The 12390-nt window shown below is 70.6% G+C and carries 12 protein-coding genes; 4 read left to right on the top strand and 8 right to left on the bottom strand.

Going from position 1 to position 12390, the window contains the following annotated elements:
* Positions 1-68 precede the first annotated feature (68 nt).
* A complete protein-coding gene (locus tag AB0H86_RS15520) occupies positions 69-830 on the top strand; it encodes a prolyl oligopeptidase family serine peptidase (protein WP_362437492.1) in 762 nt (253 codons plus the stop codon).
* 101 nt (positions 831-931) lie between these two features.
* Here the strand turns inward: AB0H86_RS15520 and AB0H86_RS15515 are convergent, their stop codons facing one another.
* Positions 932-1894 (bottom strand): LysR family transcriptional regulator, encoded by a 963-nt coding sequence (locus AB0H86_RS15515; protein WP_362437490.1) that lies wholly within the window; start codon positions 1892-1894, stop codon positions 932-934.
* A 62-nt stretch (positions 1895-1956) separates the two neighbouring features.
* Between AB0H86_RS15515 and AB0H86_RS15510 the strand changes: the two genes are divergently transcribed.
* Positions 1957-3231, top strand: a complete 1275-nt coding sequence (locus tag AB0H86_RS15510) for an MFS transporter (protein ID WP_362437488.1) — start codon at positions 1957-1959, stop codon at positions 3229-3231.
* Positions 3232-3613: 382 nt separating this feature from the next.
* Positions 3614-4624, top strand: a complete 1011-nt coding sequence (locus AB0H86_RS15505) for a sigma-70 family RNA polymerase sigma factor (RefSeq protein ID WP_362437486.1) — start codon at positions 3614-3616, stop codon at positions 4622-4624.
* Here the strand turns inward: AB0H86_RS15505 and AB0H86_RS15500 are convergent.
* Entirely contained in the window at positions 4508-4894 is a 387-nt protein-coding gene (locus AB0H86_RS15500) for an STAS domain-containing protein (RefSeq protein ID WP_362437484.1), read from the bottom strand. The genes AB0H86_RS15505 and AB0H86_RS15500 overlap by 117 nt on opposite strands.
* Positions 4895-5046: 152 nt before the next feature.
* On the opposite strand from AB0H86_RS15500, the gene AB0H86_RS15495 reads away from it, so the two are divergent.
* Entirely contained in the window at positions 5047-5970 is a 924-nt protein-coding gene (locus AB0H86_RS15495; RefSeq protein ID WP_362437482.1) for an AEC family transporter, read from the top strand.
* On the opposite strand, the gene AB0H86_RS15490 is transcribed toward AB0H86_RS15495, so the two are convergent.
* The 6 genes from AB0H86_RS15490 to AB0H86_RS15465 form a co-directional block, all read right to left on the bottom strand.
* Positions 5874-6551 carry a Uma2 family endonuclease gene (locus tag AB0H86_RS15490; protein ID WP_362437480.1) on the bottom strand — a complete coding sequence of 226 codons (678 nt, stop codon included), beginning with the start codon at positions 6549-6551 and terminating at the stop codon, positions 5874-5876. The genes AB0H86_RS15495 and AB0H86_RS15490 overlap by 97 nt on opposite strands.
* Before the next feature lie 75 nt (positions 6552-6626).
* On the bottom strand, positions 6627-7904 hold the full coding sequence (locus AB0H86_RS15485; protein ID WP_362438498.1) for a thymidine phosphorylase: 1278 nt from the start codon (positions 7902-7904) through the stop codon (positions 6627-6629).
* An 82-nt stretch (positions 7905-7986) separates the two neighbouring features.
* A complete protein-coding gene (locus AB0H86_RS15480; protein WP_362437479.1) occupies positions 7987-8379 on the bottom strand; it encodes a cytidine deaminase in 393 nt (130 codons plus the stop codon).
* Positions 8376-9662 carry an ABC transporter permease gene (locus AB0H86_RS15475; RefSeq protein ID WP_362437477.1) on the bottom strand — a complete coding sequence of 429 codons (1287 nt, stop codon included), beginning with the start codon at positions 9660-9662 and terminating at the stop codon, positions 8376-8378. Before AB0H86_RS15475 ends, AB0H86_RS15480 begins: the two co-directional genes overlap by 4 nt.
* Positions 9662-10789 carry an ABC transporter permease gene (locus tag AB0H86_RS15470; RefSeq protein WP_362437475.1) on the bottom strand — a complete coding sequence of 376 codons (1128 nt, stop codon included), beginning with the start codon at positions 10787-10789 and terminating at the stop codon, positions 9662-9664. The genes AB0H86_RS15475 and AB0H86_RS15470 overlap by 1 nt, the downstream gene beginning before the upstream one ends.
* A complete protein-coding gene (locus tag AB0H86_RS15465) occupies positions 10786-12312 on the bottom strand; it encodes an ABC transporter ATP-binding protein (protein ID WP_362438495.1) in 1527 nt (508 codons plus the stop codon). The genes AB0H86_RS15470 and AB0H86_RS15465 overlap by 4 nt, the downstream gene beginning before the upstream one ends.
* Positions 12313-12390: the final 78 nt, after the last annotated feature.

Raw genomic sequence — 12390 nt, 5'->3', positions numbered from 1 at the left:
TCCGTCGATACGTAACGGTGACCGCGCGGACCAGTGTCGTACACCCACGCTTCTGACACTGTTCTGTCATGGCACAGCAAGCGACGCCGGTTCGCACGGCCCGGCTGGGGCGGGCGCTCGGTCCGGAGCCGACAGCGGTGAGTGGAGTGGTCCTGCTGCTTCCCGGAGGCGACGAGGTATCCCATCGCAGACCCTCTCCCATCATGGCAGCCGCGTCCGTACGCGCCCTGGGCCGCCGGATCACCCGCGCGGGACGCGACGCGGGACTGGCGACACACGTGGTCCACTACCGCTGTCGCGGCTGGAACGGCAGCGCGGCACACCTGGCACAGGACGCGAGTTGGGCGATCGAGGAGGCCGTACGACGTTACGGCGATGTCCCCGTGTGCCTCGCCGGTGTCGACATGGGGGGCCGGGCAGCACTGCACGCCTGCGGACACGAGGCCGTCAACTCCGTGGTGGCACTGGCCCCTTGGCTGCCGGAGGAGGACGTGGCCGCGTCCCCCGAACCGGTGCGACAGCTGGCCGGGCGGCGGGTGCTGATCGTCCACGGCACCAATGACCAGCGTACGGACCCGGAGTTGTCGTTCCGGCTGGCGGCGCGGGCGAAGAAGGCGAACCGGGAGGTGTGCCGGTTCGAAGTGCACTCCGACGGACACGGGTTGCATCAGCATCGGGACGAAGTGCACGCGCTGGCTGAGGACTTCGTGATGGGCGCGTTGTTCGGGAGGGCGTTGTCGCGGCCGGTGCTGGACGCGCTCGCGGCTCCGCCTCCCCTGGGGTTGCGGATGCCGCTCGCCTCCGGCTTCGGGCGGTCACTTCGCCGTTGATCCTCAGGTCCGGTGGAGGAGTGCGGGTTGTGTGGGGCTGGTCGTGCCCGCGTGGCGGAGCCGCATATCGATACGGCCCCGCGCCCCTTGGTGGGTGCCCCTCACGTCGGCAGCAAGTTGCCGCGTCTCGAGAGCAGGAACTTCTTGAAGGCGGCCACCGGGGGTGTGTCCGGGTGGCCGTCGAGCCAGGCCACGCCGATCTCGCGGGCCGCTCGGGGGGCTGTGACCGTCAGTTCCACCACTCCCGGGCGTGGGAAGGCCGGGGGTGGCAGAAGGGCCACTCCCAGGCCGGCCGCCACCAAGCCCCTCAGGGTTTCCGCCTCCTCGCCCTCGAAGGCGATACGGGGCCGGAATCCGGCCTCCTGACACAGGTCGTCGGTGATGCGACGGAGGCCGTAGCCGGGTTCCAGGGTGACGAACACCTCGTCGGCGGCCTCGGCGAGCCGGATCCGGCGGCGGGCGGCGAGGCGGTGGTCGACCGGGACGACCAGGCGGAGTTTCTGTTCGTCGAGACGGCGGGCGACCAGGTCGGGGGCGTCCGGGACTGGGGAGGTCAGACAGAGGTCCAGTTCGCCGGCGCGCAGGCGCTCGATCATCGCCTCGCCGTAGTTCTGGACGAGGCTGAAGCGGACGCGGGGGTGATCGGCGCGGAAGGCGTGCAGGAGGCCCGGCACGGTCTCGGCGCCCATGGTGTGCAGGAAGCCGAAGGCGACCTTGCCGGTGGCCGGGTCGGCGTCGGCACGGACCTCGTCGGCGGCGCGCTCGATCTCGGCGAGCGCGCGTTCGACGGAGGTGAGGAAGGTGCGGCCGGCCGGGGTGAGGGAGACGGTGCGGCCGTGGCGGGCGAACAGGTCGACGCCCAGGTCCTGTTCGAGCCGGACCATGGCCCGGGACAGGGTCGACTGCGGGACGTCCATCTCCTGGGCGGCCCGGGTGACGTGCTCGGTACGGGCGACACCGGCGAAGTAGGCGAGCCGCGGGGCGAGCAGTCTCGACATGCCCGCCATGTCTTCTGTGTCACTGGACGGTGACAGGCGATCCTGTGACCTCTGCTGATGCACCATGGGAACGATTATGACGATTCCATGCATTGGACGGATGACCGGGGCGTACGTAGCTTCGAAGCATGTCTCCCGCCGGTACCGGGGCGTCCACCATCGTGGCCGCCGCACCCTCTGCTCCTGCCGTCGACTCCCGGATGGCCCCGGGCGGCCCCGGCTACCGCCGGATGAGCTTCGCCCTCTTCCTCGCCGGTGTCGCGACGTTCGCCCTCCTCTACTCCACCCAGGCGCTGCTGCCGCTGATCTCCGGCGAGTTCGGAGTGGCGGCGAGCGAGGCCAGCTGGACGGTGGCGGCCGCGACCGGCGGACTGGCGCTGTTCGTCCTGCCGATGAGCGCCCTGTCGGAGCGTTTCGGACGCCGTACGGTGATGACGGCCTCGCTGGCGGTCGCGGTGACCGTCGGGCTGCTCGTGCCCTTCGCGCCGTCGCTGACCGCGCTGGTCGTGCTGCGGGCGGTCCAGGGTGCGGCACTGGCCGGTCTGCCCGCCGCCGCGACGGCCTACCTCGCGGAGGAGGTCACGCCCAAGGCGCTGGTCACCGCGATCGGCCTGTTCGTCGCCGGCAACAGCGTCGGCGGGATGAGCGGCCGGGTCATCACCGGCTGGGTCGCGCAGGAGTGGGGCTGGCGGGTCGCGGTCGGTGTGATCGGCGCGATCGCCGTGGCCTGCGCGGTGGTCTTCCGGGCGCTGCTGCCCACGCCGAAGCACTTCGCGACGGGCTCGCTGCGACCCCGGGTGCTCGCCCGCACGGTCCGCGACCACCTGTCCAACCCGCTGCTGCGCCGCCTGTACGCGATCGGCGCGCTGTTCATGACGGTGTTCGGCGGCGTGTACACGGTCATCGGCTACCGCCTGACCGAGGCCCCCTTCGGCCTCCCCCAGGGCATCGTCGGTTCGATCTTCCTGGTCTACCTGGTGGGCACGGTGTCCGCGTCGACGGCCGGCCGGCTGGTGGGCCGCCTGGGTCGCCGGGGCGCGCTGTACGCGGCGGGCGGTACGACGGCGACGGGCCTGCTGCTGTCCCTGGCCGACTCCCTCCCCCTCGTCCTCCTCGGCCTGGTCCTGATCACCGGCGGTTTCTTCGCGGGGCACGCGGTCGCCTCCTCGGCGGTCAGCAAGACGGCGACCCAGGGGCGGGCGCAGGCGTCGGCGCTCTATCAGTCGGCGTACTACATCGGCTCCAGCGCGGGCAGCTCGGTGGGCGCGGTGGCGTTCCACGCGGGCGGCTGGTCCGGGACGGTGAGCGTCGGTCTGCTGGCGGTGCTGGGCGTGGTGACGATCACGGTGTTCGGTACGCGGGCGGCGCGGGTCGCCGCGCGGCGGGAGCCGGTGGCGGCGTAGGTCAGCACCGGCCCCGCGCGACTTGGTCCTCGTTGTCAGACCCCTGCGTTGACGCCCTCACCTGCGTGAACGCAGGTGATTCCGGTCAGCACCGCTACGCGGTGCTCCCTCGGGTTCCTGCTTCACGGGCCCCCGCCACCCGAGGATGGTCTTACAAGGCCTCCACAGGCCTGACTTCCCACCCGTCCGGCGGTAGGTCCGCCAACTATGTTGTCGGACGAAGCGACTTTAACAGTGGTGCCGCGCCCCATCGGACCGCCAGGGCGACGATGCCCCACACCTCCACCCTGAAGAGTGGAGCACCGGGCAAGTGTCCGGTAGCTTCCAAGTGCTGGGCGCAATGCGGCGCCCGGCAGGAAACGGCCACAGGGGTGGGTGGACGATGGGCGGCACAACGGCGACGGACCTCGACCTCAGACTGGAGAAGCACCGGACCGAGCTGACCGGGTACTGCTATCGCATGCTCGGCTCATCCTTCGAGGCCGAGGACGCGGTGCAGGACACCATGGTCCGGGCGTGGCGCAGCTTCGAGAAGTTCGAGGGCCGCTCCAGCCTCCGCTCCTGGCTCTACCGCATCGCGACGAACGTCTGCCTGGACATGCTGACCGCCGGCAACAAGCGCGCCCGGCCGATGGACCTCACGGAGTCCACCCCCCTGGCCCAGGCCGCCCTCTCCCCCCGCCCGGACCACACCTGGCTGGAGCCCATGCCGGACGCGCGCGTGCTGCCCACGACCGAGGACCCGGCGGAGCGGGCCGTCGCCAAGGAGTCCGTGCGGCTCGCCTTCATGGCGGCCCTGCAGCAACTCCCGCCCAAGCAACGCGCGGTGCTGATCCTGCGCGAGGTGCTGGCCTGGAAGGCGAGCGAGGTCGCCGAGCTGCTCGGTACCTCGGTCGCGTCGGTCAACAGCGCGCTGCAGCGGGCCCGGGCGACACTCGCCGAGCGGGAGGAGCACGGCGCCGACGCGGCCGTGTCCGACCCGCTGGACGAGGAGCAGCAAAAACTCCTGGACCGCTATGTGGCGGCGTTCGAGGGCTATGACATGACGGCGCTGACGGCTCTGCTGCACGAGGACGCCATCATGACGATGCCACCGTTCGACCTGTGGCTCACCGGCCACGACGACATCACCGGCTTCATGACGACGCTCGGCGCCGCCTGCGCGGACTCCCGCCTGCTGCCGGTCCAGGTCAACGGCCTGCCCGGGTTCGCCCAGTACAAACCGGACCCGGAAAAGGGCGGCTTCGCCCCTTGGGCGGTCCAGGTCCTGGAGATCTCAGACGGCCGGATCACCGGGTTCCACTGCTTCCTCGACACGCAGCGCTGGTTCCCCCTGTTCGGCCTGCCCCTCCATCTCGATGCGGAGGCCGACCAGGTCGAGGAGGGCGTGTAGGGCGGGAGCGGGGTCACGCAGCCGGATCCGGCCTCCGGCCCGTCTGGCGGTGAGCTCCAGGCGCGCCAGCAGGTCGACGGCTCCGAGCCCCGGCGGTCCCAGTCCCGCGACGTCGCACACCACCGTCCGGGCGCCGGTGGTGTCCAGCAGCGTCCGCACGTCGTCGCACAGCCCGGTCACCTCGTCGCGGGTGACGGGGCCGACCAGCGTGAGCACAGCGGGTGTCATGGCGTCCACGATCGGTAGACCGGGCAGGCGGGCGTAACTCATCGCGGTCCGCGACCCCGGCCGCGGCAGTCGGTTGCCCACCGATCGAGATCACATTGACCTGCGGCCCTCCTTCCCCGGAGGGTTTGCTGTATGCCCCACGCATCAGCACCACCCTGGATACCGCACGCTCTCCTCGCCATTGCGGGGGTCCCGTGCAAGGGGTGCTGACCGGGTTCGCGGTCATCGCGGTCGTGATCGGCGTCGGCTATGTCATCGGGCGGGGTGGCCACCTCGGCGAGCACGGCCGCGAGGTACTGACCAAGCTGGCCTTCCACGTGGCGTCACCCGCCCTGCTGTTCACCACACTCGCCCGGACCGACCTGTCGGTGATCTTCTCCAGCCGGCTGCTGGTGACCGCGCTGAGCACGGCAGCGGCGGCTGGGGTGTTCGTCGCGGTGGGTGTCGTACGCGGCTGGGGTATGGGCCGTACGACGATCGGCGCGCTGTGCTCCAGTTACGTCAACTCGGGCAACCTCGGCATCCCGATCGCCGTGTACGTCCTGGGCGACGCCTCGCTGGTGGCCCCGGTCCTGCTGTTCCAGCTGCTCCTGCTCACCCCGGTCGCCCTGACGATCCTGGACCTGTCGGGCAGGGACGGCGAGAAGGGCCCGCTGTGGCGGCGCCTGCTCATCCCGCTGCGCAATCCGATCGCGCTGGGCTCACTGGCCGGGGTCGCGGTCTCGGCGTCCGGTCTGCACGTCCCCGCGCCCGTCATGGACCCCGTGACCCTGATCGGCAACATGTCCGTCCCGGCGGTCCTGCTCGCCTTCGGCATCTCCCTGTCCGGCAGCACGATGCCGGGCCGGGGCCCCGACCGACACCTCGTGCTGCTCTCGGTCGCGTTGAAGGCGGTGGGCCAGCCGGCGGTGGCCTGGGCGCTGGCGGCGGGGGTGTTCGGTCTGCACGGCTCCCCGCTCCTCGACGTGGTGGTGACCTCGGCCCTCCCTGCCGCGCAGAACCTCTTCACCTACGCGTCGCGTTACGGGGTGGGCGAGCGGTTGGCGCGGGACTCGATCCTGGTGTCGACGGTGTTGGCGGTGCCGGTGCTGGTGGTGATCGCGGCGGTGCTGGGCTGAGGGAACCCACTCGTGTCGAGGCTGAGATCGAAGGGCCACGGCAGAAGGACCGGGGCACCGAACTCACCGGCCCACAGGACTCGGTAGCCGTCGGCCTCCGGTTCGCCGTACAGCGTGCTGGTGGGGCCGCCGGGGGCGAGCGCATCGATGAGGAGGTAGAGCGGGACACCGGCTTCGGCGTAACCGGCGGCTTTGTGGACCCGGTCGTTGCTCGCGGTGGGCTTCGACGTGATCTCCACTACGAGTTCGGCTTCACCGGCGGGGACGAAACCGTCGTTCCCCGTCCGCAGCTCCAGGCGCGGCACCACGGCGAGGTCCGGTACATAGAGTCCGAGCCGAGAAGGCGTGGCCAGGCCCAGCCACTGGTAGACACCCCAGTCCTGCGGAATCACCTCGTAGAGGCGCCGCGTCATGCGCCCGGTGACGGCGTGGTGCGCGATGGCGGACAGGGGGGTCACGGTGATGAGCCCCTCGATGATCTCGATCTTGCAGCCCTTGGGGGCGTCCGTCTGCTCCCAGACCCAGACGAGTTCGTCCCACTCGTTGTCGGCCCTGATGTAGTCGCCGTCGATCACATCCACGTGGACAGTCGAACACGCCGAACGGGACCGGTGGCGGTCCACCGATCCCGTTCACCCGAACGTGGAAACTCCAGGTCAGGCGATGCGTTCCAGCACCACCGGCGACGCCGTGAAGGCCGTTCCCGGCGCCGCGACGTCGTAGGAACCCTCGATCGACTGGAGGGCGTACTCGAAGCGCTCGGGGGTGTCCGTGTGGAGGGTCAGGAGGGGTTGGCCCTCCTTCACCGTGTCGCCGGGCTTGGCGTGGAGTTCCACGCCCGCGCCCGCCTGCACCGCGTCCTCCTTGCGGGCACGCCCCGCGCCCAGACGCCAGGCGGCGACGCCGATGTCGTAGGCGTCGAGGCGGGTCAGGACGCCCGTGGTCGGGGCCTTGATCACGTGCTGCTCGCGTGCCACCGGCAGCGCCGCGTCCGGGTCGCCGCCCTGGGCCGCGATCATGCGGCGCCACACGTCCATCGCGGAGCCGTCGGCCAGGGCCTTCGCCGGGTCGGCGTCCTTCACGCCGGCCGCGTCCAGCATCTCGCGGGCCAGCGCCAGCGTCAGCTCGACCACGTCCGACGGGCCGCCGCCCGCCAGGACCTCCACGGACTCGCGGACCTCCAGCGCGTTGCCTGCGGTGAGGCCGAGCGGGGTCGACATGTCCGTCAGCAGGGCGACCGTGTTCACTCCGTGGTCCGTGCCCAGGCCCACCATCGTCGACGCCAGCTCGCGGGCGTCCTCGATGGTCTTCATGAAGGCGCCGGTACCGACCTTCACGTCCAGGACCAGCGAGCCCGTCCCCTCGGCGATCTTCTTCGACATGATCGAGGACGCGATCAGGGGGATCGCCTCGACCGTTCCCGTCACGTCCCGCAGCGCGTACAGCTTCTTGTCCGCCGGGGCGAGGCCGTCGCCGGCCGCGCAGATCACCGCGCCGGAGCCGTCCAGCACGGACAGCATCTCCTCGTTGGAGAGCAGTGCCCGCCAGCCCGGGATCGACTCCAGCTTGTCCAGGGTGCCGCCGGTGTGGCCGAGGCCGCGGCCCGACAGTTGCGGGACCGCCGCGCCGCAGGCGGCGACCAGGGGCGCCAGCGGGAGGGTGATCTTGTCGCCGACGCCGCCCGTGGAGTGCTTGTCGGCCGTCGGGCGGGACAGCGACGAGAAGTCCATGCGCTCGCCGGAGGCGATCATCGCGGCCGTCCAGCGGGCGATCTCCCGGCGGTTCATGCCGTTGAGCAGAATGGCCATCGCGAGCGCGGACATCTGCTCGTCGGCGACCTCCCCGCGGGTGTACGCGTCTATGACCCAGTCGATCTGCTCGTCGCTGAGTTCACCGCGGTCCCGCTTGGTGCGGATGACGGAGATGACATCCATCGACAACAGCGTCATGGCTTTCCTTCCGGACGTTCACATGCGCGGCCCCCCTGAGCAGCAACTCAGGGGGGCCGTACGGGAGTTACTTGGCGAGATGGCCCGGCCCGAAGGCCTGCGGCAGCATCTGAGAGAGCGGCAGAATGCCCGCCGGGGTCTCCAGCAGCAGGTCGGGCCCGCCGAACTCGTACAGCAGTTGGCGACAGCGGCCGCACGGGACGAGGATCTCGCCCCGGCCGTCCACACAGGTGAAGTGCGTGAGACGGCCGCCGCCCGTGTTCTGCAGCTGGGAGACCAGCCCGCACTCGGCGCACAGGCCGAGACCGTACGAGGCGTTCTCGACGTTGCAGCCCGTGACCGTACGCCCGTCGTCGACCAGGGCCGCCACGCCGACCGGGTAGCCGGAGTACGGGGCGTAGGCCCGCGCCATGGCGTCCCGGGCGTCCGCACGCAGGTGCTCCCAGTCGACGTCGGTCATTTTCCTTGTCCCTTCCGGTACCGCATACCGTCCGCCTTGGGCATCCGCAGCCGCTGCGCCGACAGCGACAGCACCAGCAGCGTGACGACGTACGGGGTGGCGCCCACGAAGTCGCTCGGCACCTCGTCCGTGAACAGGTACCACAGCAGGACGAGCCCGCCGACGAAGAGGCTGATCCCGGCCTGCCAGTGTGCCTTGCGGTACAGCTTCCAGCCGGCCAGCCCCGCGAGGAGGACGACCAGCAGGAGCAGCAGCGCGTGGACGGTCTCGCCGCCGTTGCGCAGTTGCAGCGCGTCGGAGTAGCCGAACAGGCCCGCGCCCATGGCGAGGCCGCCGGGCCGCCAGTTGCCGAAGATCATGGCCGCGAGGCCGATGTAGCCGCGCCCGCCGGTCTGGTTCTCCAGGTAGGTGTGCGAGGTGACCAGCGCGAGGAAGGCACCGCCGAGGCCGGCGAGGCCGCCGGAGACGGCCACGGCCGCGTACTTGTACCGGTAGACGTTGACGCCGAGGGACTCCGCGGCGATCGGGTTCTCACCGCAGGAGCGCAGCCTGAGGCCGAACGGGGTGCGCCACAGCAGCCACCAGCTGCCGATGAACAGCAGGATGGCGAAGAGCGTCACCACGGACAGGTCGGTGACCAGGCCGCCGAGGATGCCGGCGATGTCGGAGACCAGGAACCAGTGGTGGTTCTCGAGGGACTTGAGGCCGTCCGAGAGACCGGGCACGTCGATGGTGGGCAGCGAGTCCACCGGCGGGGACTGCTTGGGGTTGCCGCCCGCGTCCGCCGCGCCGCCCTCCGAGAAGAAGAGCTTGGCGAGGTACTGGGTGGCGCCCAGTGCGAGCAGGTTGACGGCGACACCGGAGACGATGTGGTCGACGCCGAAGGTGATCGTCGCGACGGCGTGCACCAGGCCGCCGAGGACACCGAAGCCGATGCCGCACAGCAGGCCGAGCCAGGGGTTGGACTGCCAGCCGATCCAGCCGGCGCCGAAGGTGCCGAGGATCATCATGCCCTCGAGACCGATGTTGACCACGCCGGACCGCTCGGACCACAGGCCGGCCAGACCGGCGAGACCGATGGGTACGGCGAGGCCCAGGGCGGCGGAGACCTGGCCCTCGGAGGTGAGCTGGTTGGCGCCGGTGATGACGCGGACCGCCGCGACGAGCAGCAGCGCGCCCGCGACGATCATGAGGATCTGGCCGACCGAGCGGCCCGACCGGGCGGCCGCGGTGTCCGCCTTGGGTGCCGCCGGGGGCGGCGTGTCGGTCATCGTGGCAGTCATCACGCCACCTCCTGCTTCTGGGTCGGGGCGGCGGCCTGGGCGGCGAGTTCGGCGCCGACCCGCTGCTGCTGACGCTTGAGCCCGTAGCGGCGTACGACCTCGTAGGCGATGACGACGCACAGGACGATCAGGCCCTGGATGACGCCGAGGATCTCCTTGTCGTACCCCTCGAACTCGAGGTGGTTGGTGGTGCGCTCCAGGAAGCCCCACAGGAGCGCGCCGAGCGCGATGCCGACCGGGTTGTTGCGGCCGAGCAGGGCGATGGCGATGCCGGTGAAGCCGATGCCCGACGGGAAGTCGTTGCTGAACTGGTGGCTGTCGTTGAGCAGGGTCGGCATGCCGATCAGGCCGGCCACGGCGCCCGATATGATCATGCTGGTGGCGACCATCTTCTTCACGGAGACACCGCTCGCGGTGGCCGCGCTCTCGGACTGGCCGACGGTGCGCAGGTCGAAGCCGAACTTGGTGCGGCCGAGCACGAACCAGTACGCGACGCCGACGAGCACGGCGACGACGATGAAGCCCCACAGCACGCCGGCCGGGCCGGTGTCGATGCTGAAGAAGTACGAGGACTTCGGCAGCGGCTTGGTGGAGATGACCGTGCCGCCGCTCTGGAGTTCGGCGAGCTTCCCCGGCTGCAGCAGGTAGGCGATGATCGCGGTGGCGATCGAGTTCAGCATGATCGTCGAGATGACCTCGCTGACGCCGCGGGTCACCTTCAGGATGCCCGCGATGGCCGCCCACAGGGCGCCGGTCGCCATGGCGCACAGGATGACCAGCGGGATGGCGATCCAGCCGGGGACGGTCAGCGCGCCGCCGAGGACGGCGGCGAAGAACGCGGCGATCCGGTACTGGCCGTCGACGCCGATGTTGAACAGGTTCATGCGGAAGCCGATGGCCACCGCGACACCCGCCAGGTAGTACGTCGTCGCCTTGTTCAGGATGTAGACCTGGCTGTCGCTGGCGGAGCCGTAGGTCAGCATGTCGCTGAAGGCGGAGCCCGGGTTCTTGCCGGTGGCGAGGATGACCAGGGCGGTGACGACGAGGGCGGCGACGATCGCCAGCAGCGGCGCCGCGATACCGAGGAGCAGCCGCTCCCTGTCGATGCGTTGGGTCAGCTTCTTCATCGGTCGTCGTCCTCTGCGTGCTCCAGGTGGCCGGTGGCCGCGCCCGTCATGGCGGAGCCCAGCTCCTCGGGGGTGATCGTGGCGGGGTCGGCGTCGGCGACCAGGCGGCCGCGGTACATCACCCGCAGGGTGTCGGAGAGCCCGATGAGCTCGTCCAGGTCGGCGGAGATCAGCAGCACGGCCAGGCCCTCGCGGCGGGCCTCGCGGATGTGGTCCCAGATCGCGGCCTGCGCGCCGACGTCCACGCCGCGGGTGGGGTGGGCGGCTATCAGCAGCTTGGGCGCGTGGCTCATCTCGCGGCCGACGATCAGCTTCTGCTGGTTGCCGCCGGACAGCGAGGCGGCGGTGACGTCGATACCGGGCGTGCGGACGTCGTACGCCTTGATGATGCGCTCGGTGTCCGTGCGGGCGGCCTTGATGTCGAGCAACTGGCCGCGGGAGTTGGGCCGTTCGCTGACGTGGCCGAGGATGCGGTTCTCCCACAGCGGTGCCTCGAGGAGCAGGCCGTGGCGGTGGCGGTCCTCGGGGATGTAGCCGACGCCCGCTTCGCGGCGGTGGCGGGTGGGGGCGTGCGAGATGTCGGTGCCGTCGAGGGTGATGGCGCCGGCGTCGGGGTCGCGGATGCCCATGATCGCCTCGACCAGCTCGGACTGGCCGTTGCCCTCCACGCCGGCTATGCCGAGGACCTCGCCCTTGTGGATGGTGAGGGAGATCGCGTCGAGGATGATCCGCTCGACGCCGTCGAGGTCCGTCTGGCTCAGGTGCAGCTTGTCCACCTTGAGCAGCGGGACGTCCGTGACGGTGGACTCCTCGGTCTCCGGCGTGGGCAGTTGGCTGCCGACCATCAGCTCGGCGAGCTGCCTGGGGGTGGTGTCCGCCGGCTCGACCGTGCCGACGGTGGTGCCGCGCCGGATGACGGTGATCTCGTCGGCGACGGACAGCACCTCGCCCAGCTTGTGGGAGATGAAGATGACGGTGAGCCCCTCGGCCTTCAGCTCGCGCAGGTTGTCGAAGAGGGCCTCGACCTCCTGCGGCACCAGGACGGCGGTGGGCTCGTCCAGGATGAGGGTCTTGGCGCCGCGGTAGAGGACCTTGAGGATCTCCACGCGCTGGCGGTCGGCGACGCCGAGCTCCTCCAGGAGGACGTCGGGCCGGACGTTCAGCCCGTACGCGTCGGAGATCTCCTTGATCCTCGCGCGTGCTCTCGCGCCGATGCCGTGCAGCTTCTCCGCGCCCAGGACGACGTTCTCCAGGACGGTGAGGTTGTCGGCGAGCATGAAGTGCTGGTGCACCATGCCGATGCCGCGCGCGATGGCGTCGGCGGGGTTGTGGAAGGTGACCCGCTCGCCGTTCACGGTGATGGTGCCCTCGTCCGGCTGCTGCATGCCGTAGAGGATCTTCATCAGGGTGGACTTGCCGGCGCCGTTCTCACCGCACAGGGCATGGACGGTGCCCGTGCGGACGGTGATGTCGATGTCGCGGTTGGCGACGACGCCAGGGAATCGCTTGGTGATGCCGCGCAGTTCGACGGCAGCGGGAGGGCTGGACGCGTTGATGGCGCACTCTCCTGGGGGAAGGGGCTGCTTCGGAGGGCAGGCGTC

It is taken from the genome of Streptomyces sp. NPDC050997, from assembly GCF_040660135.1.
In the GTDB taxonomy this organism is placed as follows: Bacteria; Actinomycetota; Actinomycetes; order Streptomycetales; family Streptomycetaceae; genus Streptomyces.
The sequence above is the reverse complement of the archived record's forward strand: the minus strand, read 5'-3'. Positions and strand labels throughout refer to the sequence as shown.

What these genes read in the sequence shown, in the direction of transcription:
- AB0H86_RS15520 (WP_362437492.1), top strand. Translation starts at nt 69, where the DNA reads ATGGCACAGCAAGCGACGCCGGTTCGCACGGCCCGGCTGGGGCGGGCG.
- AB0H86_RS15515 (WP_362437490.1), bottom strand. Translation starts at nt 1,894, where the DNA reads ATGGTGCATCAGCAGAGGTCACAGGATCGCCTGTCACCGTCCAGTGAC.
- AB0H86_RS15510 (WP_362437488.1), top strand. Translation starts at nt 1,957, where the DNA reads ATGTCTCCCGCCGGTACCGGGGCGTCCACCATCGTGGCCGCCGCACCC.
- AB0H86_RS15505 (WP_362437486.1), top strand. Translation starts at nt 3,614, where the DNA reads ATGGGCGGCACAACGGCGACGGACCTCGACCTCAGACTGGAGAAGCAC.
- AB0H86_RS15500 (WP_362437484.1), bottom strand. Translation starts at nt 4,894, where the DNA reads ATGAGTTACGCCCGCCTGCCCGGTCTACCGATCGTGGACGCCATGACA.
- AB0H86_RS15485 (WP_362438498.1), bottom strand. Translation starts at nt 7,904, where the DNA reads ATGGATGTCATCTCCGTCATCCGCACCAAGCGGGACCGCGGTGAACTC.
- AB0H86_RS15480 (WP_362437479.1), bottom strand. Translation starts at nt 8,379, where the DNA reads ATGACCGACGTCGACTGGGAGCACCTGCGTGCGGACGCCCGGGACGCC.
- AB0H86_RS15475 (WP_362437477.1), bottom strand. Translation starts at nt 9,662, where the DNA reads ATGACTGCCACGATGACCGACACGCCGCCCCCGGCGGCACCCAAGGCG.
- AB0H86_RS15470 (WP_362437475.1), bottom strand. Translation starts at nt 10,789, where the DNA reads ATGAAGAAGCTGACCCAACGCATCGACAGGGAGCGGCTGCTCCTCGGT.